We start from the raw sequence: 21,187 nt of genomic DNA on the forward strand, positions 1-21,187 counted from the left end.
CCACCCGTTCCCGCCAGGAAGATCGCCCCGACATGACGGACACCCCAGCATCCCGCGACGAGCCGGAGACCCCCCACCCGGCGGAGCCGGCCCCGAAGGCCGTGTTCGCCGACGGCATGGCCGCTGCGGCGCGACGTGCCGGCTTCTCGCCCGCTGCAGAGGGGGAGCCGATCAGCGGCCACGCCCTGCTCGCAGCGATGGGCGGCATCCGCGGCCTGGTCGAGGCCGTGGTGCCCGGGCTCGTCTTCCTCGTCACGTACACCCTGACCCGGGCCCTGGTTCCCTCCCTCGTCGCCCCGATCGTGATCGGTGTCGTGATGGCGGGCCTGCGTGTCGCGGCGAGGCAGACCGTGACGCAGGCTGTCGGCGGACTCGTCGGCATCGGCATCAGCGCCGTGCTCGCCTTGCTCTCCGGAAAGGCAGAGGACTTCTACCTCTCCGGGTTCTGGATCAACGGCGTGTACGGGGGAGCCCTCGTGATCTCGATCATCGTGGGGTGGCCGCTCATCGGCCTCGCCGTCGGCTTCCTGGTCGGCGACGGCGTGAACTGGCGGTCCGACCCGTCCAAGCGCCGGGTGCTCACCCTGCTGACCGCCCTCTGGGCAGGGCTGTTCCTCCTGCGCCTCGCCGTGGAACTCCCGCTGTACTACGCAGGCAACGTCGCCTGGCTCGGCGCGACCAAGCTCCTGATGGGCATCCCGCTGTATGCGCCGCTCCTCATCGTGTCGTGGCTGATGGTGCGGTCCGTCTACCGTCCGAGCCCGCCCGCCGACGGTGAATCCGGGAACTGATCCATGACCACAGCAGCGTCGTGACCGGCGCAGCTTCATGACCGGCGCGGGGGTTCACGATGGGCTGAGCGACGCCGAGATCGCCGAGCGGCTCGCGGACGGTCGAGGCAACGACGTCCGGCAGTCGACGTCGCGCACGGTGGCGGACATCCTGCGGGAGAACGTCTTCACCCTGTTCAACGCGATCCTGACCGTGTGCTTCGTCGCCGTCGCCGTGCTCGGCGACTACCGGGACGGCCTCTTCTACCTCGTCGTCGTCGCGAACGCGCTGATCGGGATCGTGCAGGAGGTCCGTGCGAAGCTCGTGCTCGACCGCCTCGCGCTCCTCGCGGTTCCCGAAGTCGCGGTCAAGCGCGATGGGTTCGCGCACATCGTCCCGCTCGGCTTGGTCGTGCAGGACGACGTGCTCATCCTCCGTCCGGGCGACCAGGTGCCCGCTGACGCCGTCGTCCTCGATGGAGACGACCTCGTCGCGGACGAGTCCCTCCTCACCGGGGAGTCCGATCCGGTCGTCAAGGTCGTCGGCGACGAACTCCTGTCCGGCTCGTACATCTCGGGCGGCTCCGGCTACGCGCGGCTCACGTTCGTGGGTGCTGACTCGTATGCGAACCGGCTCACCGCCGAGATCAAGCGGCACTCCCTCGTCCACTCCGAGCTCCGGGCGGCGACCAACCGCATCCTCGTGCTGCTGTCGTGGCTGCTCGGCCCGGTGATCCTCCTCACCCTGATCGGGCGCATCGCGGCATACGGCGGGCTCGACGCGCTCTTCACCGGGCCGGATGCTCCGTGGCGAAGCGCACTCCGCGACTCGGTGGCCGGCGTCGTCGGCATGATCCCCGAGGGCCTCGTCCTCCTGATCAGCCTCGCCTTCGGCCTCGCCGCCATCCAGCTGGCCAGGCACAAGGTCCTCATCGAGGAACTCGCCGCTGTCGAGGTGCTCGCGCGGGTGGACGTGCTCTGCCTCGACAAGACCGGCACCCTCACGAGCGGCACGCTCGACTTCGACAGGCTCGTCGTGCAGTCGGCGGCGCACGAAGCGGATGCCCGGCTCGTGCTCGGCCTGATCGGCACGGACGATGCGGCGAACCTCACCGCGCGGGTGCTCGGGCTGCACTTCGAACCGGGGGCGGCCGTCGTGGGCGCCCGGCTCCCGTTCAGCTCCGCCCGCAAGTTCAGCGGCATCACCCTCGACCTTCCCGGGCGCGGCAGTTCGTCGTGGCTCTTCGGGGCCCCCGAGCGGCTGCTCGCGGCGCACCCCGAATCGCTGGAGGCGGCATCCGCTATCGCCGCCGAGGGACACCGCACCCTCGCGCTCGTGCGCCTGGACGGGACGACACCCCTCGACACGGCGATCGACCCGGAGCACTCCAGCCTCGAACCGGTGTGCCTCGTGGTGTTCCGCGAATCGGTTCGCCCGCACGCGGCAGAGACCCTGCGGTACTTCGCGACGCAGGGGGTGCGCGTGATCGTCATGTCCGGGGACAGCCCCGTGACGGTCGCCGCGATCGCGCGCAGCCTCGGCGTGGCCGGCGAGACGGTCAACGCTGCAGAACTCGACGATGACGAAGCACTGGCGGCCGCGCTCGAAACGACGAGCCTGTTCGGACGGGTCAGCCCCGAGCAGAAGCGGACGGCCGTCGCCCTGCTGCAGGGACAGGGGCGGACGGTCGCGATGACGGGGGACGGCGTCAACGACGCGATGGCGATCAAGGACGCCGACCTCGGCATCGCGATGGGGTCTGCGACCCCTGCCACGAAGGCGGCGTCGCGCCTCGTCCTGCTCGACAACCGCTTCGACCGCCTCCCCGAGGTGCTCGGCCTCGGTCGCAGGGTCATCGCCAACGTCGAACGCGTCGCCAACCTGTTCCTGTCCAAGACGGTCTACGGCATCCTGATCGCCCTGACGACCTCCCTGCTCGCCTTGCCGTTCCCGTTCCTGCCCCGGCAGCTCACGCTGGTCTCCGGCCTCGCGATCGGCATCCCCTCGTTCGTGCTCGCGCTTGCGCCCAACCGGCGGATCTACACCCCGGGGGTCCTGCGCCGCATCCTCCGCTACGCCGTGCCGACAGGCGCCATCGCCGCGGCGACGGCCCTCGTGACGTTCCTCTTCCTCTACGGCAGGATTCCGCTCCACGAGGCGCGGAGCGTCACGACCATCGCGCTTTTCGTCGTCTCGCTCTGGATTCTCTGCGTGCTCGCCCGGCCGCTCACGGGTCCCCGTCTCGCCCTCGTCACGGGAATGGCCGCTGCGATGGTGCTCGCGTGCACGATCCCGTTCACCCGGGCGTTCTTCGTCATCGACGTGCGCCTCGACCTCCCGTTGCTTTTCGGGATCGGCATCGGGGCGCTCGGAGCGGCGGGCATCGAGCTCATGTACCGGCATGCGCGGCGCACCGGTCTCGTTTTCGACCGCGAATAGGGCGCGCCAGGGGAAGACCGGGCAGCCGCTCCCTGCTAGAGTTATCTCTACGTCAAGATAGTTTGACGGTGATATCGTTCGGTGACGCCGCCGGTTAGGTTACCCTTGCTGGCCTTGCGCTGGTCCGTTCGTCAGGATTGGGGACTGCGGACGGATTCCCGTCAGTTTCCACAAAGGAGAGGGCATCGTGTCTGCGTTAAACAGTTTTGGAGCCAAGGACACCCTCCGCGTCGGAGCGACAGACTATGAGGTCTTTCGCCTGGACTCGGTGCAGGGTTACGAATTGCTGCCGTTCAGTCTCAAGGTGCTGCTGGAGAACCTCCTCCGCACCGAAGACGGCGCCAACATCACGGCCGATCACATCCGCGCCCTCGGCGCCTGGGTTCCCACGAGCGAACCGGACACCGAGATCCAGTTCACGCCCGCCCGCGTGATCATGCAGGACTTCACGGGCGTGCCCTGCATCGTCGACCTCGCCACGATGCGCGAGGCCGTCGCAGAGCTCGGTGGCGACCCGAACAAGATCAACCCGCTCGCACCCGCCGAACTGGTCATCGATCACTCGGTCATCGCCGACCTCTTCGGCAGCGAGAACGCCCTCGAGCGCAACGTCGAGATCGAATACCAGCGCAACGGCGAGCGCTACCAGTTCCTGCGCTGGGGCCAGACCGCCTTCGACGACTTCAAGGTCGTCCCGCCGGGAACCGGCATCGTCCACCAGGTCAACATCGAATACCTCGCCCGCGTCACGATGACCCGCGTCGTCAACGGTGTGCTGCAGGCCTACCCGGACACCTGCGTCGGCACAGACTCGCACACGACCATGGTCAACGGTCTCGGCGTTCTCGGCTGGGGCGTCGGCGGCATCGAGGCAGAGGCGGCCATGCTCGGCCAGCCCGTCTCCATGCTCATCCCCAAGGTCGTCGGCTTCAAGCTCACCGGCTCCATCCCGACCGGCGTCACCGCGACGGATGTCGTCCTCACCATCACGCAGATGCTCCGCAAGCACGGCGTTGTCGGCAAGTTCGTCGAATTCTACGGAGAAGGCGTCGCGGAGGTCCCCCTCGCCAACCGCGCGACCATCGGCAACATGAGCCCCGAGTTCGGCTCGACCGCCGCCATGTTCCCGATCGACGATGTCACCCTCGGCTACCTGCGCCTCACCGGCCGCAGCGAGGAACAGGTCGCCCTCGTCGAGGCATACGCGAAGCTGCAGGGCCTCTGGCACGACCCGGCCCGGGAGCCCGTCTTCAGCGAGTACCTCGAGATCGACCTCGGTACCGTCGTCCCCTCGATCGCCGGTCCCAAGCGTCCGCAGGACCGGGTCGAGCTCAGCCGCGCCAAGAACCAGTTCGAGACCGACCTGCAGAGCTACGCGACCCAGGACCTGTCGCAGGTCGATGCCGCCGTCGAGGCGACCTTCCCCGCCTCCGACCCGATCGGGTTCACCGCCCAGGACGAGAGCAGCGCCCACGCGATCTCGCACACCCACGTGAGCCACCCGCCGCGGACCATCTCCAGCCCGGTCGCGATCGAGACCGCCGCGGGGGCGAGCTACACCCTCGACCACGGGGCCGTCGCCGTCGCCGCGATCACCTCCTGCACGAACACGTCCAACCCGAGCGTCATGCTCGCGGCCGGGCTCCTCGCCCGCAACGCCGTCAGGAAGGGCCTCACGAGCAAGCCGTGGGTCAAGACGACCCTCGCACCGGGCTCCAAGGTCGTCACGGACTACTACGAGAAGGCCGGCCTCACCGGTGACCTCGAAGCCCTCGGCTTCTACACCGTTGGCTACGGCTGCACCGTGTGCATCGGCAACACCGGTCCGCTCATCGACGAGGTGTCCGCCGCGATCAACGAGAACGACCTCGCCGTCACGGCCGTTCTCTCGGGCAACCGCAACTTCGAGGGCCGGATCAGCCCGGACGTCAAGATGAACTACCTGGCGAGCCCGCCGCTCGTGATCGCATACGCCCTCGCCGGTTCGATGAACTTCGACTTCGAGACGGATGCCCTCGGCGACGACACCGAGGGCAACCCGGTGTTCCTCAGGGACATCTGGCCGGATTCCGCCGAGGTGCAGTCGACGATCGACAGTTCGATCGACACCGAGATGTTCACGAAGGAGTACGGCGCCGTCTTCGAGGGCGACGAGCGCTGGCGCTCCCTGCCGACGCCAGACAGCGAAGTCTTCGAGTGGGACAGCGAGTCCACCTACGTGCGGAAGCCCCCGTACTTCGACGGCATGACGCTCGAGACCACCCCGGTGAGCGACATCGTCGGCGCCCGGGTGCTCGCGAAGCTCGGCGACTCTGTCACGACCGACCACATCAGCCCGGCAGGCAACATCAAGGCCGACAGCCCCGCCGGAGCGTACCTCGTCGAGCACGGGGTCGCCCGCGGCGACTTCAACTCCTACGGATCGCGCCGCGGCAACCACGAGGTCATGATCCGCGGCACCTTCGCCAACATCCGGCTGCGCAACCAGCTCCTCGACGACGTCGAGGGCGGCTACACCCGCGACTTCACCGTCGCGGGCGCGCCGCAGTCGTTCATCTACGACGCGAGCCAGAACTACCAGGCCGCGGGCATCCCGCTCGTGATCTTCGGCGGCAAGGAGTACGGCTCCGGTTCCTCACGGGACTGGGCGGCCAAGGGAACCAGCCTCCTCGGAGTCAAGGCCGTCATCACCGAGAGCTTCGAGCGGATCCACCGCTCGAACCTGATCGGCATGGGCGTCGTCCCGCTGCAGTTCCCGGCCGGCGAGAGCTGGGCGTCCCTGGGACTGGACGGCACCGAGATCGTCTCGATCGCGGGCCTGACGGAACTCAACGCCGGCGTCACCCCGAAGACGGTCCACGTGACCGCGACCCCGAGCGAGAACTCGGCAGCGGGCAAGGCGACCGTCGAATTCGACGCCGTGGTCCGCATCGACACGCCCGGTGAGGCCGACTACTACCGGAACGGCGGCATCCTGCAGTACGTTCTTCGTTCACTGGTCGCGTAACCGGCACGATTACCGGGTAACCGTTCGGGACCGGCGCGTAGACTCAACTCCTGTTGAAGCTACGCGCCGGTTCCTTTCTGCCCGCGACGTCGTACTCGAAAGGTGTTGCCGATGAGCCTGCTGGAGACCATAACGGGGCCGCGTGACCTCGACCGCCTCTCGCTCGAAGAATTGGTCCAGCTCGCGGCGGAAGTCCGCGGCTTCCTGGTCAGCGAGGTCTCCAAGACCGGCGGGCACCTCGGGCCGAACCTCGGCGTGGTCGAGATGACCATCGCCATCCACCGCGTCTTCGAGTCGCCGCGCGACGCGATCGTCTTCGACACCGGGCACCAGTCCTATGTGCACAAGCTCCTGACCGGCCGCCAGGACTTCAGCGGCCTCCGCCAGCAGGACGGCCTCGCGGGGTACCCGCAGCGCTCGGAGTCCGTGCACGACATCGTCGAGAGCTCCCACGCTTCGAGCTCGCTGTCCTGGGCTGACGGCATCTCCCGCGCCTTCGAGATGACCGGGCAGAGCGACCGGCACGTGATCGCCGTCGTCGGAGACGGTGCGCTCACCGGGGGGATGACCTGGGAAGCGCTCAACAACATCAGCGACGACAACACCCGCCGCCTGATCATCGTCGTGAACGACAACGGCCGCTCCTATGCCCCGACGATCGGCGGCATGGCCCGGTTCCTCAACACCGTGCGCACCCGCAGCAGCTATCACGCGGCCTACCTGAGCAGCCGCCGCGCCTTCGACAACATGGGCGCACCGGCCCGTGCGTTCTTCCGCGGTGTCCGCGGCGGGCTGCACGGCTTCCTCGCCCGATTCTCCAACAACGAGGCGCTGTACTCGAACCTCGACATCAAGTACATCGGCCCGGTCGACGGGCACGACATGGAAGCGATGCTCGAGGCGCTCCAGCAGGCCAGGAACTACGGTGCGCCGGTGATCGTGCACACGATCACCCAGAAGGGCAAGGGCTACAACCCTGCCATGCAGGACACCGCAGACCAGTTCCACGCGGTCGGCCAGATCGACCCGGAGACGGGGGAGTCGACCGAGACCCCCGGCGCGCCGTCCTGGACCTCGGTCTTCGCCGACGAACTCCTGAACCTCGCGACCGAGAACCAGCGGATCGTCGGGATCACGGCGGCCATGCTGCGTCCGACCGGGCTGCACCGGATGGCGGAACGGTTCCCGAACCGGGTGCACGACGTCGGCATCGCCGAGCAGCACGCCGTGACGAGCGCCGCCGGCCTAGCCTTCGGCGGGTTGCACCCCGTCGTCGCCCTGTACGCGACCTTCATCAACCGCGCCTTCGACCAGGTCCTGATGGACGTCGCCCTGCACAAGGCCGGGGTGACCTTCGTCCTCGACCGCGCGGGCGTGACCGGCCCGGACGGGCCGAGCCACCACGGCATCTGGGACCTTGCCATCCTTCAGGTCGTCCCCGGCATCCGTCTCGCTGCGCCGCGCGACTCGACCAGGCTCCGCGAGGAGCTCGGAGAGGCCGTCGCCGTCGAGGACGGACCGACCGTGCTGCGTTTCCCGAAGGGCAGCACCGGGGTCGAGTTCGACGCTGTGGCCCGCCTCGACGACGGCGTCGACGTTCTCCTCGAATCGACGCAGAAAGACGTGCTCATCGTCACGGTCGGACCGATGGCGGCCATGGGCCTCGACGTCGCCAGGCGCCTGTCAGCGCAGGGGATCGGCGCGACCGTCATCGACCCGCGCTGGGTCGTCCCTGTGCCCAGGAGCCTGGTCGGGCTCGCCGCTGAGCACCGCCTCGTCGTGAGCATCGAAGACGGGATCCGGGTCGGGGGAATCGGCACGCGCATCCGCCAGGACCTGCGCGAGGCCGGCGTCGACACGGCCGTCACCGAACTCGGACTGCCCGACGAATTCCTCGCCCACGGCACCCGCGCCGAGATCCTCGAACGGGTCGGCCTCACGCCACAGCACATCGCGCGCGACGTCGTGGCGATGGTGCTCGGCAGCAAGCTCCCGCACGCGCGGCCGCTCCCCGCCGATCGAACGGACACGGGATCGATCACGATGCGCGGCGGCCGCGCGGAGTGACCGGGCGACCCTGGGCCGGCTCGCCCGCACCGCGTATGCGCGACGGGGCATGCCGATGACGGTCATGATCGCGGGCTGCGGCGATCTCGGAACCGAGGTCGGGCTGCGGCTCGCGGCACTCGGACACCGCGTCGTCGGGCTGCGCAGGTCGCCCGGCGTTCTTCCCTTCGCGATCGAGGGCCAGGCCGTCGACCTCACCCGTGAGCGGCCCGTGGTCCCCGCCGATACCGACATCGTGATCGTCGCGATCGCCGCGGCCGGCCCGACCGCGGATGCCTACCGCACCTCCTACGTGGACGGCCTGCGCAACCTCCTCGACGCCCTCGATGCGGCGGGCGTCGAACCGAGCCGCTTCCTGCTCGTGTCCTCGACCGCCGTGTACGGCGTGAACGACGGGAGCTGGATCGACGAGGGAACTCCCGCTGTGCCCTCGTCCGGGACCGGTGCCGTGCTCCTCGAAGCCGAGGACCTGCTGCGCGGCCGCCTGCCCGGCGCCACCGTGCTGCGGCTCGCCGGGATCTACGGGCCCGGCAGGGAACGCCTGATCGGCCAGGTCCGCGACGGGACGACCTCTGCGGAGGGTTTGTCCAGCCACACCAACCGCATCCATCGGGACGACGCGGCAGCGGCCATCGTGCACCTCGTGACCGGCGACGCGGAGCCCGCGCCGCTCTACCTCGGCGCGGACAGCCTTCCCGCGCGGCGCGGTGACGTCCTCGCCTTCCTCGCCGCCGAACTCGGCGTTCCCGATCCGGTCGGACTCGCGAGCCGCGCGTCGACAGTGGTGGGGGAATCGGCCGACAGCCCCGCGAGTCCCGTCGGGTCAGCGGGCCGGGCGTCGCCCGGACCTCGCGGCGGCGACAAGCGCTGTCGTAACGCCCTCCTGCTCGCGAGCGGGTTCCGCTTCGCCTACCCGAGTTATCGGGAGGGGTACCGTTCCCTCCTCGCCGGCGTCGGCATCCGTCATCCCTGAACCGCCCTCGAGGTTTTAGGGTTGCAGCATACCCACCCCGCCCAGCACGGTCTCGATCCCCGAGGTCGGCGACGACCTCCCTCCACTCAGAATCGGAAAGGCTCTCCCCAGCATGAAGAACATCACTCTCGGCAGCACCGGCCTCATCGTCTCCCGGCTCGGACTCGGCTGCATGGGCATGTCCGCGTTCTACTCCGGTGCCGGAACGGATGAAGCGGAGTCCGTTCGCACCATCCACCGCGCGATCGACCTCGGCGTCACGCTCTTCGACACCGCGGAGATCTACGGACCGTACCTCAACGAAGAACTCCTCGGAAGAGCACTTGCCGACCGGCGCGACGAGGTCGTCGTCGCGACCAAGTTCGGCACCATCCTGCACCGCGGCGACGGAAGCAGGGGCCTCGACGGCAGCCCCGAGAACGTGCGCCTCTCGGTGCATGGCTCCCTGTCCCGACTCGGAACCGACCACATCGACCTGTACTACCAGCACCGGATGGACCCGGGCGTCCCGGTCGAGGAGACCGTCGGCGCCCTCGCCGAACTCATCGAGGAGGGCGTCATCGGCCACTACGGGCTCTCGGAGGCCGCACCGGACACGATTCGCCGCGCGCACGCCGTACACCCCGTGACGGCGCTGCAGACCGAATACTCGCTGTGGAGCCGTGACCCGGAGAAGGAGCTTCTCCCACTCCTGCGCGAGCTCGGCATCGGCTTCGTGCCATACTCGCCGCTCGGTCGCGGCTTCCTGACCGGGACCATCCGCTCGCTCGACCAGCTTGACGCGAGCGATTTCCGCCGCTCGAACCCTCGGTTCGAGGGCGAGAACCTGGCCGCCAACATCCGCATCGTCGAACAGGTGGATGCCGTCGCTGCGGAACTCGACGCGACCCCCGCCCAGGTGGCGCTCGCCTGGCTGCTGGCCCAGGGCGACGACATCGCCCCGATCCCCGGGACCAAGCGGGTCGCCAGGGTCGAGGAGAACGTCGCCGCCGGTGACCTCATCCTCACGGAAGCGCAGCTCGCCACCCTCGGCGCGCTCGACGCCCCCGCGGGCGACCGCTACGCCGACATGTCAGGGGTCAACAGGTAACCAGGGCGCCTCCCCGCCTGAGCCACACAAAAAACACCCTCGCCGACTCGACGAGGGTGTTTTTTGCGCAACTCAGGCGGGCAGCGGACGCTAGAGGGCTACGGGAACCTCCGACGAGACTCCGCGGATCATCGGCGTGTGGAACGTGCCGCCGAAGACGCGCTCGCTCGCGCCGACCCTGTCGAGGTACGGGGTGGCCCCGCCCATCTGGAACGGCCAGCCAGCCCCGAGGATCACGCACAGGTCGATGTCCTCCGCCGCGTGCACGACGTCGTCGTCGAGCATCCGCTTGATCTCGTCGGCGAGTCCGTCCTCGATGCGTCGCAGGATCTCCTCGCCCGTCATCGGCGTCGTGCCGCCGGCGACGATCTTCTTCGCGGTCTTGTCGAAGCCCGTGACCTTTCCCTTGGCATCGCGCTCGAGGATCTTGCCGTGCTCGGCGAGCCGGTGCAGGTTGTCGCTCTCGAAGAACCGGTCGGGGAACGCGGCATGGTGCGTGTCGAGGACGTGCGCTCCGACCTTGAGCCCGACGAGTTCGAGGAGCTCGAACGGCGTCATCGGGAGTCCGAACGGCGCGATCGCGCCGTCGACGACCTCGAACGGGGTGCCGGTGTCGACAGCGTGCATGGCCTCACCGAGGAGCTTCGCGAGGATGCGGTTGACCACGAAGCCGGGGGTGTCACGCGTGATCACGGCGTTCTTCCTCAGCTTGCCCGCGATCACCATCGCGGTCGAGAGGGTCGTCTCGTTCGTCTGCGGGGTGTTCACGACCTCGATGAGCGGCATCACAGCGACCGGATTGAAGAAGTGGAAGCCGACCAGGCGCTCCGGGTGGGCGAGCTTCGCACCGATCTGCTCGACGGAGAGAGACGAGGTGTTCGTCGCGAGGATCGCCTCCGGCGACACGTACTTCTCGATCTCGGCGAAGACATCCTGCTTGACGCCGAGTTCCTCGAACACGGCCTCGATCACCCAGTCGGCGTCGGAGAAGCTCGCCTTGTCCGTCGTGCCCGTCACGAGAGCCCTGAGCCGGTTGCCCTCGTCCGCTGTGATGCGGCCCTTGGACTGCAGCGTCGCGATCTCGCCGTGGATGTACGCGACGCCCTTGTCGACGCGGGCCTGGTCGAGGTCCGTGATGACGACGGGCACCTGCAGGCGGCGAACGAACAACAGGGCGAACTGGCTCGCCATCAGGCCGGCACCGATGACGCCGACCTTCGTGATCGGGCGCGCGAGCTTCTTGTCCGGAGAACCGGCCGGGCGCTTGGCGCGCTTCTGCACGAGGTTGAACGCATAGATGCTGGCCTGGAGCTGGTCGCCGGCGATGAGCGCGGCGAGGGAATCGTCCTCGCGCTCGAAGCCCTCCTCGCGTGTGCCGCTCTTGGCGGCCTTGAGCAGGTCGAGTGCGATATACGGGGAGAGCGCGACAGTCCCGATCCTGCTTTCGAGCATCCGCCTGGCGATTCCGATCGCGGCGTCCCACTTCACGAGGCGCTCGATCTTTCCCGGCTTGTTCGGCCGGGTGACCGTCGTCGTGCCGGCGATCACGCCGTCCGCCCAGGCGATGGAATGCTCGAGGAATGCCGCGGACCCGAAGAGCACATCGGCGATGCCGAGCTCGACGGTGTCGGTGGCCTTGAGGACCCGGTTCTTGAGCGGGTTCGAGATGATCACGGTGAGGGCGTTCTCGATGCCGATCAGGTTCGGCAGCAGGTAGGAGCCGCCCCAGCCGGGAATCAACCCGAGGGACACTTCGGGGAGGGCGACGGCGGCGACGGATGCGTCGACCGTGCGGTAGTCGGCGTTGAGGGCGATCTCGAGACCGCCCCCGAGTGCGAGCCCGTTGATGAAGACGAACGAGGGCACACCGAGCGTGGAGAGCTTCCCGAGGGCGTGGTGGCCGAGCTGGCCGAGCAGCTTGCCCGTCGCGAGCGAGGGAATCTCGCTGACCTTGCCGAGGTCGGCGCCTGCGGCGAGGATGAACGGCTTGCCTGTGACGGCGACGCCGTGGATCTCACCGCGTGCCGCCCGCTCGGCGAGGGCGTCGAGGGTGGCGGCGAACTCGAGAAGGGTGACCGGACCGAGGGTGTTCGGACGGGTGTGGTCCCTGCCGTTGTCCAGGGTGACCAGGGCGAGCGTGCGCGCCCCGGACAGGGGAATGTCGCGCACGAAGGAATGCGTGACGACCTCGTCACCGGAGAGGGCGACGAGTTCGGAGAAATCGAGTGCGGTGTAGTCGGTCATCGCTTACTTTGCCTTCCGATTGAAGTGCGGGTTTTCCCAGATGACGGTGCCGCCCTGCCCGAGGCCGATGCACATGGCGGTCAGGCCGTAACGGACCTCGGGGTGTTCGGCGAACTGGTGCGCGAGCTGGTTCATCAGGCGCACGCCAGAGGAGGCGAGCGGGTGGCCGATCGCGATCGCACCGCCGTACTCGTTGACGCGGGGGTCGTCGTCGTCGATGCCGAAGTGATCGAGGAAGGAGATGACCTGGACCGCGAAGGCCTCGTTGAGCTCGAAGAGTCCGATGTCGGTGATGCCGAGGCCGGCCTTGCGGAGGGCCTTCTCGGTGGACGGTACCGGGCCGAGGCCCATGACCTCAGGCTCGACACCCGCGAAGGCGAAGCTCACGAGCTTCATCTTGACGCTGAGGCCGAGTTCCTTGGCGGCGGCGCCGCTCGCGAGCAGGCAGGCGCTCGCGCCGTCGTTGAGCCCGGACGCGTTGCCTGCCGTGATCCGGCCGAAGGGCCGGAACGGGGTCTTCAGCGTGGCGAGGCCTTCGAGGGTCGTCTCGGGGCGCGGCGCTTCGTCGCGGGTCGCGAGCCCCCAGCCCTGTTCGCTGCGAATGGCGACGGAGACCAGGTCCGGCTGGATCTTGCCTGCCGCGTACGCCGCTGCGACCTTCTGCTGGCTGCGCAGCGCGTACCGGTCCGACCGGTCCTTGGTGTACTCGGGAAAGCGGTCGTGGATGCGCTCTGCGGTCGAGCCCATGTTCAGGGCGTCTTCGCTGACGAGCCGCTCGGAGAGGAACCGCGGGTTCGGGTCGACGCCGGAGCCCATCGGGTGCCGGCCCATGTGCTCGACGCCGCCGGCGATGGCGAGGTCGTATGCCCCGAAGCCGATCGCGGCGCCGACCGTGGTCACGGCGGTCATCGCACCGGCGCACATCCGGTCGATCGCGTATCCGGGCACCGATTTCGGCAGCCCGGCCAGCAGCGCCGCGGTGCGACCGAGGGTGAGTCCCTGGTCTCCCGACTGCGTCGTCGCGGCGATCGCAACCTCGTCGATACGTTCCCCCGGAACCTTCGGGTTCCGTTCCAGCAGGCCGATCATGGCCTTCACCACGAGATCATCCGCCCGGGTGTTCCAGTACATGCCCTTTTCGCCGGCGCGTCCGAACGGGGTACGAACCCCATCCACAAACACGACTTCTGCTCTTTCGGCCACGGTGCCTCCATCAATCAGATCAGGTGTCGGTTGATCCTAGGGTGGCACGATTGACGGGTCGAATCCTTGGACGGATCCTACGAATCGACCTCGACGGTTACGGCGATGTTTTGGTTGGCTTCGACAAAGGCAGCCGTGATCTGTTGTGCAGTGAGTTCAATTTGCCAGTCGCGGGCACCGAGGGCGGCGAGCGCCTCGCTGATGGATTCCACTTCGATCGGCTCCGGTGGCGTCCAGGCGATCCGGCGCACGAAGTCCGGAGTGACGAGGTTCTCGATCGGGATCGCGAAGGACTCGGAGATCTGGCCGAGAGCAAGCCGCGCTGCCTTGTACCGCAGGTCGGCCTCTGGATTCCGGTCAGACCACGCCCGCGGCGGGGGAAGGGCGTCACCGGTTCCGCGCAGGGAGGGGAGGTCCGTCGCGCGGATGCCGTCCTGGATCGCAGTCCACCACCTGTCGAGTTCGCTGCGGCTCGCGCGGCCGCTGAACTCGCGGAGATCGGCGAGCGCCTGCCTGCTGGCCGGCAACACCCGTGCAGCGGCGACGAGCGACGCGTCGGGGACGAGGCGCCCCGGCGACACGTCGAGGTGCCTGGCGAGGTCGTCGCGGGCAAGCCAGAGGGATCTCGCGACGGCGAGGTTGCGCTGGGAACGAATCGAATGCACCCCGGACAGCCTGCGCCAGGGCTCTGCGCTGATCGGCTTGGGCTCGTGGTCGAGCGTCGCCTGGAATTCCTGGGCGGCGATCTGGGTCTTCTCGTCGGCGGCGAGCATCTCGACCATACGGTCGCGCAGGTCGGGGAGGAGCTCGACGTCGAGGGCGCCGTAGACGAGCCAGCTCTCCGGGAGCGGCCTGGTCGACCAGTTCGCCGCGGAATGCTCCTTGGCGAGATGGATGCCGAGGAGTTCCTCGACGACCGTGCCGAGGCCGACCCGCGGTAAGCCGAGAAGGCGTGCGGCCAGTTCGGTGTCGAAGATGATGTGCGGGTCGAGGCCGACCTCCCTCAGGCACGCGAGGTCCTGACTGGCGGCGTGGAAGATCCATTCATCTCCCGCGATCGCCGCGTTGAGCTCGGAGAAGTCCCCGATCGCCGGCGGATCGAACAGGAAGGTGCCCGCGCCGCGCCGGTACATCTGGATCAGGTACGCGCGCTGGGAGTATGTGAAACCCGATGCCCGTTCGGCGTCGATGCCGATCGGTCCCGTTCCCTCGCTGAGGGCAGCGGTGGCCGCCAGATAGGCGTCCCGCGTATCGATCACGCGGTGATCAACCACGACCAGTTCGGCGTGCGGACAACATGCTGACTCCTTCGCCAATCGGGGGAAGACCTGCGAGCATGCAGATCAATTCGCCCCAGCCTTCGACGTGAGCGGTGAGATTGTGGTCCACAGGTGTCCACGAAGCACGCAGCTCTATCTGCGCACCGTCGCCTTGCTTCGCAAGTTCGCCGAAGCCCGACGAAATAATCTTAGTCGCGGTTCCGGATGCCGCGGTATAGCGGGCTCCGTGGGAGTCGAGGGCATCGATCAGCCAGGCCCAGGCCACTTCGGCGAGGAAAGGGTCGACACCGATCTCCGTCTCGAGGGGAGCCTGCGCGAAGCAGACCACCCGGAATGCTCCGCCCCAGGCCTCCGGCTCCTCAGGGTCATAGAGGAGGATGAAACGGCCGGTCCCGAGATCGGAGTTGCCTCCGTGGCGTGACGGGGCGACATCCGCGGAGAGGGCAACGGCGTGCGGGGCGAGCTTCCCTGGGGCCGGGATTTCGCTGAGCACCAGGTCGGTGCGGGTGTGCGCTCTGCGGATGGCCGCGAGCGCAGCGGCGAACTCCGGGGGGAGTGGTTCTTGTGTTTCGGGCACGTCTGCAGACTAGAGTTTTTTCCGGGCGGGTCGGTGAGGCACGCCGGGCAGCCGGAGGTACGCGTGCGGGAAAAATCGAGGTCAGGGACGCCGGGCGGACTGGTCGTCGCGGTCACGGCTCTCGTAGTTGCCGGCGCGGCCGCGGTCGTGGTGGCGGGAGTGAGCGTGCTGGCCGCCGTGATGGCGCGTCGTATCGTGACGCCGTCCGACGCACGCGCCGACGACACCGACGTTCTCGGCGTCGATCTCGAGGCCGCGACGATCACGCTCGCGGTGACGCCGGATTCCGTGTTGCCCGGTGACTACAGCTTCTGGTTCGAGCGTGAGTCCGGGCACGCCCAGCTCGGCGAGGTCCTCCGCGTGACGAAGACGGCGGTCATCCGCCGGATAGCCCGTATCGACTACGGGGACCTGAGCGAGGCCCGCAGAGGCCGCCTCGGCGGGTATTCCTATCTGGGTCCCTGGGATCTCGGCCTCCCGTTCGAGCAGGTGCAGGTGCAGACGGAGGTCGGCGAGGCCCCGGCCTGGCTGGTCCCCGCCGAGCGGCCGGACGGTCGCTGGGTGATCCAGGTGCACGGGCGGGGTGTGCGACGGCAGGAGACCCTGCGGGCCGTCCCTGTGTTCCACGACAGGGGCTACAGCTGCCTCCTGGTCTCGTATCGCAACGACGGCGACGCGCCGGGAAGCGACGACGGCCGGTACGGACTCGGGGATACCGAATGGCGCGATATCGATGCGGCGATCGGTTTCGCGGCGGCTCGCGGCGCGACGAGCATCGTGCTGATGGGGTGGTCGATGGGCGGCGCGATCGTGCTGCAAACCGCGACGCGTACGGGCTACCCGCACCTGCTCTCCGGCATCGTGCTCGATTCGCCTGTGATCGACTGGGCAGACGTCGTCGCGTTCCAGGGCAGCACGCTTCGCCTGCCTGGCCTCGTTGCCACGGGGGCCATGCAGGTCCTCGGCCGGCGGTGGGGCGGCCGCCTCACCGGCCAGGCGAGTCCGATCGACTTCCGCAGGCTCGACTTCGTGACCCGCGCCGACGACCTCGAGCTCCCCGTGCTCCTGATGCACAGCGATGACGACGGCTACGTGCCCTCGAGCCCGTCGCGCGCCCTCGCGGTTCGCCGGCCCGACATCGTGACCTTTCTACCGTTCACCGTCGCGCGGCACACCAAACTCTGGAACTATGACAGGGAAGGATGGAACGCGGCGATCGGGACCTGGCTCGGCGAACTCGAATCCCCGGCGGAACCGACCGGGCCTGATGATCCGCTCCACCCGGCCGGATAGCGGTCTCAGGGGCGCTCGCGCAGCTTGCGCTTGGTGCGGGCGAGCATCGCGGACATGCCACGGATGCGGAGCGGCGAGACCGCCTGCGTGAGTCCGATGGTCTGCGGGTAGTCGTCCGGCACGGCGAGCACCTCGGCGACGGACAGGCCGTCGAGGCCCTGCGCGAGGATGGACGCGAATCCCCGGGTCGTCGGGGACTCCCTGGGCGCCGTCGCGTGCAGGTGCACCGCGTCCCGGTCGTCGACATCGACGAAGATGAACACGGGTGACTGGCACTCGACGACGCGTTCGAGCAGGTCGGGATGCTCCTGGTACCGGCTCGGAAGCTCGGGGAGTTCATCGGCGAACTCGAGCAGAAGGAGTAAGCGGTCCTTCTGTTCCAGCTCGAGGAAGTCTTCCTGGATCTCGGCCAGTTTCGCGGGCAGTTCGGTGGTGGTCATCAATCAGATCCTGTCCTGGTTCAGCGGGGTTCGGGGGCCGTACCGGCGGCCGCTCCCGTGACGATCGGGACCCGCACGGCGTTGCCCCATTCCGTCCAGGAACCGTCGTAGTTGCGCACGTCCTCGAATCCGAGCAGGTGGGTGAGCACGAACCAGGTGTGGCTCGACCGCTCGCCGATCCGGCAGTACGCGATCACGGCATCGTTCTCGCGGAGCCCCGCCTCGCCGCGGTAGATCGCCTCGAGTTCCGCGCGGGACTTGAAGGTCGCATCCGGTGCCGCGGCGCGCGCCCACGGCACGGAGGCCGCAGAGGGGATGTGGCCGCCGCGCAGGGCGCCTTCCTCCGGGTATGCGGGCATCGTGGTGCGCTCCCCGGTGTACTCCTCGGGGGAGCGGACGTCGATGAGCGGGCGGCCGAAGTGTGCGAGCACGTCGTCCTTGAAGGCGCGGATCGGCGCGTCGTTGCGGGGGACGAGGGGGTACTCCGCGGCAGCCACCTCCGTGGCCTCGCGGGTCAGGGCTCCGCCCTCGGCGATCCACTTGTCCCTGCCGCCGTCGAGCAGGCGCACGTCGGGGTGGCCGAAGAGGCTGAACACCCAGAGCGCGTACGCGGCCCACCAGTTGTTCTTGTCGCCGTAGATCACGACGGTGGAATCGCGCGCGATGCCCTTCGAACCCAGGACGGCCGCGAAGGCAGCGCTGTCGACGAAGTCCCGCTGGACCGCGTCGTTGAGCTCGGTGTGCCAGTCGATCTTGACGGCGCCGGGGATGTGGCCGCTCTCATAGAGGAGCACGTCCTCGTCGGACTCGAGGACAGTGAGTCCGGCATCACCCTGGTGTTCGCGCAGCCAGGCCGTGCTGACGAGCCGTTCGGGATGAGCGTACGCGGCGAACTTGGCATCCGGATCGAGATCGACGGGCATGGGAACCTCCAGTGGGGCCGGGCGGTGCCCCGGGATCATTTGAACGCGGTTTAGGCTGGTCTTCCGGCCCGCGCTTCGAATGTACGCGGTCCGGCCTGGTCGCGCATTCGTGGTGAAATACTTCAACACGAATGTCCGAAAAGCAGCCCATATGGCCAACCGAGACAGAAACACGGGTATTCCACGATGGTTCCAGAGGCGCCCCGGGCTCCCAGTCGGCTGCATCGGCTCGCGGAACGCTCTCCCGAGATCACGGGGGCCGAAATCGTCGCCGAACTCGTGCCGCCTCCCCAGTTCGAGCACGCCTCATTCGAGTCCTACCAGCCCGATGTGAACTTCCCTTCCCAGCTCGAGGCCGTCGACCGGCTCACGGCCTTCGCCGAGGCCTGGCGACCGCAGCGCCCCGGCGGATTCTTCTCACGTACCCGGAAGGCTCCAGCGCAACTCCCGGGGATCTACCTCGACGGTGGGTTCGGCGTCGGGAAGACCCACTTGCTCGCCGCGCTGTGGCACTCCGCGCCGGGCCCCAAGTACTTCGGCACCTTCATCGAATACACCGCCCTCGTCGGGGCGCTCGGTTATGCTGCGGCGGTCCGGCAGCTCTCCGGGGCGAAGCTCATCTGCATCGACGAGTTCGAACTCGACGACCCGGGCGACACCATGTTGATGACGCGGTTGCTCGGCGAGCTCGTGGCCTCGGGCACCCGGGTCGCCGCGACCTCCAATACGCCGCCGAATTCACTCGGTGAGGGCCGGTTCGCGGCCATCGACTTCCTTCGCGAGATCCGCGCCATGTCCGCGAACTTCGAAATCCTCCGCATCGACGGGCTCGACTACCGCAGGCGCGACATCGAAGGCCACTCCGTCGCCGTCGAGGGACCCGAACTCGACCGGCTCGTCGCGGCGCTCGTGGCCAGGGGAGCGAACGTGACGGAAGACGACTTCGGTTCCCTGATCCGGCATCTCAGCACCGTGCATCCGTCGAAGTACATCAAACTGATCGCCGGGGTCGAGGTCATCGCCCTGACCGACAGCTACCTGTTGACCGACCAGACGGATGCCCTGCGGCTGGTCGCCTTCATCGATCGCGTCTACGACGCCGAAATACCGATCGTCGCGAGCGGGTTGCCCCTCGCGGAGGTCTTCGACGATGAGATGCTCGCGGGCGGCTACCGGAAGAAGTACCAGCGCTCCCAGTCGCGGATGGTGGCACTGACAACGGGCGAGCTCCCTCCGCACGACTGAAACCGGGATCCGTCGCGGCCGAATGCGGCTCTGACGTGCCTGTTTGCCGGAACGGCCCTGTCGAATCGGCGGCTGAGTCAAGCCGGGAAACGCGGAGTCGGGAGATACCGGGCGTCAGGAAACACGATGTTAACACGGTCAACAATCGCGTAACGCGGTCGAAACATCCCTGAGCGTGTGCGGAAACGTGTGCACTCCACACTGTCTCTGTACCTGCCGATACACGCTTCACGCTCACCCTGTGCACGTCGGCGGTCATCCCTGTTAGTTAGAGAGAGGTAACCATATCCATGGTTGAACTGTCGGTCCTGCTGGACGATACGACTGATGCACTTACCACAAACATCAATTCCCTGTGGCTCCTCGTCGCGGCAGCCCTCGTCCTCCTGATGACTCCGGGCGTGGCCTTCTTCTACGGCGGCATGGTCAAGGCGAAGAGCGTCATCTCCATGATGATGATGAGCTTCGGCGCCATGGGCCTGATCGGCGTGCTGTGGGTCCTCTACGGTTACGGCCTGTCCTTCGGACCGCCGCTCATCGGCGGCTGGCTCGGAAACCCGTCCGAGCTGATCGGCCTCAACGCACTCCTGACGAGCGGCAAGGACGGCGGACCCGACCTGGGCGCCCTCGCGTTCGCCGGCTTCCAGGCCACCTTCGCGATCATCACCGTCGCCCTCATCTCCGGAGCGATCGCCGACCGGGCCAAGTTCGGCGCGTGGATGATCTTCGCCGGCGTCTGGGCCACCCTGGTCTACTTCCCGGTCGCGTACTGGGTGTTCAACCTCACGGACGGCTGGGCTCCCTTCCTCCTCAAGGTCAACGACTTCGCCGGCGGCACCGCGGTGCACATCAACGCCGGTGCGGCCGGCCTCGCCCTCGCCCTGGTCCTCGGCAAGCGCGTCGGCTTCAAGAAGGGCATCTCCAAGCCGCACAACGTGCCGCTGACCCTCCTCGGCGCCGCACTGCTCTGGTTCGGCTGGTTCGGCTTCAACGCCGGCTCCGAAGCCGCCGTCGACGGTATCGCCGCCCTCGCCTGGATCAACACCCTCGCAGCACCCGCCGCCGGTATCATCGGCTGGCTGATCGTTGAGAAGATCAAGGACGGCAAGCCGACCATGATCGGTGCAGCATCGGGCGCCGTCGCAGGCCTCGTCGCGATCACCCCCGCGTGTAACATCCTGACCCCGATGTGGGGCATCCTCCTCGGGCTCATCGTGGGCGCCGTCTGTGCCGTCGCGATCGACCTGAAGTTCAAGCTCGGCTTCGACGACTCCCTGGACGTCGTGGGCATCCACCTCGTCGGCGGCATCATCGGAACGCTCTACGTCGGTCTCGTCGGCAACAACGTCGGCCTCCTCCAGACGGGCAGCTTCAACCAGCTCGGCGTGCAGGCCCTCGCGGCATTCGGCATCGGCATCTACTCCTTCGTGATGGCATACGCCATCGGCTGGATCATCCAGAAGACGATCGGCTTCCGCATCACGAACGAAGACGAAGTAGCCGGCGTCGACACCATCGTGCACGGCGAAGAGGGCTACGCGCTCGACGCCGTCTAACCGGCACTTTCTCTGCACGGGCAGCTGAAACCAGAGCCAGCCGAAACAAGAAGGGGGGGCCACCCCGGCCCCCGGGGGG

At 68.0% G+C, this 21,187-nt stretch carries 15 protein-coding genes; 9 read left to right on the forward strand and 6 right to left on the reverse strand.

Features of this window, described 5'->3' with window-relative positions; all coding sequences use genetic code 11:
• The 6 genes from QN357_RS09375 to QN357_RS09400 form a co-directional block, all read left to right on the forward strand.
• The coding region (locus tag QN357_RS09375) for a DUF3159 domain-containing protein (RefSeq protein ID WP_323504797.1) at window positions 1-791 on the forward strand (791 nt) is incomplete at its 5' end.
• A gap of 37 nt (window positions 792-828) precedes the next feature.
• Window positions 829-3,210, forward strand: a complete 2,382-nt coding sequence (locus QN357_RS09380) for an HAD-IC family P-type ATPase (protein ID WP_322135760.1) — start codon at window positions 829-831, stop codon at window positions 3,208-3,210.
• 187 nt (window positions 3,211-3,397) lie between these two features.
• Entirely contained in the window at window positions 3,398-6,217 is a 2,820-nt protein-coding gene (gene acnA, locus QN357_RS09385; protein ID WP_134561176.1) for an aconitate hydratase AcnA, read from the forward strand.
• 111 nt (window positions 6,218-6,328) lie between these two features.
• A complete protein-coding gene (gene dxs / locus QN357_RS09390; RefSeq protein WP_134447994.1) occupies window positions 6,329-8,284 on the forward strand; it encodes a 1-deoxy-D-xylulose-5-phosphate synthase in 1,956 nt (651 codons plus the stop codon).
• A 55-nt stretch (window positions 8,285-8,339) separates the two neighbouring features.
• On the forward strand, window positions 8,340-9,257 hold the full coding sequence (locus QN357_RS09395; RefSeq protein ID WP_322135762.1) for an NAD-dependent epimerase/dehydratase family protein: 918 nt from the start codon (window positions 8,340-8,342) through the stop codon (window positions 9,255-9,257).
• A gap of 112 nt (window positions 9,258-9,369) precedes the next feature.
• Complete coding sequence (locus QN357_RS09400; protein WP_322140830.1) at window positions 9,370-10,347, forward strand: aldo/keto reductase; 978 nt, start codon at window positions 9,370-9,372, stop codon at window positions 10,345-10,347.
• Window positions 10,348-10,437: 90 nt separating this feature from the next.
• On the opposite strand, the gene QN357_RS09405 is transcribed toward QN357_RS09400, so the two are convergent.
• The 4 genes from QN357_RS09405 to QN357_RS09420 form a co-directional block, all read right to left on the reverse strand.
• On the reverse strand, window positions 10,438-12,591 hold the full coding sequence (locus QN357_RS09405) for a 3-hydroxyacyl-CoA dehydrogenase NAD-binding domain-containing protein (protein WP_134447998.1): 2,154 nt from the start codon (window positions 12,589-12,591) through the stop codon (window positions 10,438-10,440).
• Window positions 12,592-12,594: 3 nt separating this feature from the next.
• On the reverse strand, window positions 12,595-13,794 hold the full coding sequence (locus tag QN357_RS09410; RefSeq protein ID WP_134448000.1) for a thiolase family protein: 1,200 nt from the start codon (window positions 13,792-13,794) through the stop codon (window positions 12,595-12,597).
• Between the two features lie 77 nt (window positions 13,795-13,871).
• Window positions 13,872-15,068: an HRDC domain-containing protein gene (locus QN357_RS09415; protein ID WP_134448002.1), complete on the reverse strand. Its 1,197-nt coding sequence runs from the start codon at window positions 15,066-15,068 to the stop codon at window positions 13,872-13,874.
• Window positions 15,061-15,651: a DUF3000 domain-containing protein gene (locus tag QN357_RS09420; protein ID WP_134559836.1), complete on the reverse strand. Its 591-nt coding sequence runs from the start codon at window positions 15,649-15,651 to the stop codon at window positions 15,061-15,063. The genes QN357_RS09415 and QN357_RS09420 overlap by 8 nt, the downstream gene beginning before the upstream one ends.
• Before the next feature lie 63 nt (window positions 15,652-15,714).
• On the opposite strand from QN357_RS09420, the gene QN357_RS09425 reads away from it, so the two are divergent.
• Window positions 15,715-16,944: an alpha/beta hydrolase family protein gene (locus QN357_RS09425; RefSeq protein ID WP_322135765.1), complete on the forward strand. Its 1,230-nt coding sequence runs from the start codon at window positions 15,715-15,717 to the stop codon at window positions 16,942-16,944.
• Between the two features lie 5 nt (window positions 16,945-16,949).
• Here QN357_RS09425 and QN357_RS09430 read toward each other — a convergent pair whose 3' ends face one another.
• Both QN357_RS09430 and QN357_RS09435 read right to left on the reverse strand, forming a co-directional pair.
• Window positions 16,950-17,384, reverse strand: coding sequence for a SufE family protein (locus tag QN357_RS09430; protein ID WP_134448008.1), 435 nt, complete (start codon window positions 17,382-17,384; stop codon window positions 16,950-16,952).
• Window positions 17,385-17,404: 20 nt separating this feature from the next.
• Window positions 17,405-18,307 (reverse strand): sulfurtransferase, encoded by a 903-nt coding sequence (locus QN357_RS09435; protein ID WP_134448010.1) that lies wholly within the window; start codon window positions 18,305-18,307, stop codon window positions 17,405-17,407.
• A gap of 186 nt (window positions 18,308-18,493) precedes the next feature.
• Here QN357_RS09435 and zapE point away from each other — a divergent pair, with 186 nt between their 5' ends.
• Both zapE and QN357_RS09445 read left to right on the forward strand, forming a co-directional pair.
• Complete coding sequence (zapE, locus tag QN357_RS09440; protein WP_323504798.1) at window positions 18,494-19,552, forward strand: cell division protein ZapE; 1,059 nt, start codon at window positions 18,494-18,496, stop codon at window positions 19,550-19,552.
• Between the two features lie 389 nt (window positions 19,553-19,941).
• Window positions 19,942-21,108, forward strand: coding sequence for an ammonium transporter (locus QN357_RS09445; protein WP_370294846.1), 1,167 nt, complete (start codon window positions 19,942-19,944; stop codon window positions 21,106-21,108).
• Window positions 21,109-21,187: the final 79 nt, after the last annotated feature.

The organism is Cryobacterium sp. RTC2.1 (genome assembly GCF_035018685.1).
GTDB lineage: Bacteria > Actinomycetota > Actinomycetes > Actinomycetales > Microbacteriaceae > Cryobacterium > Cryobacterium glucosi.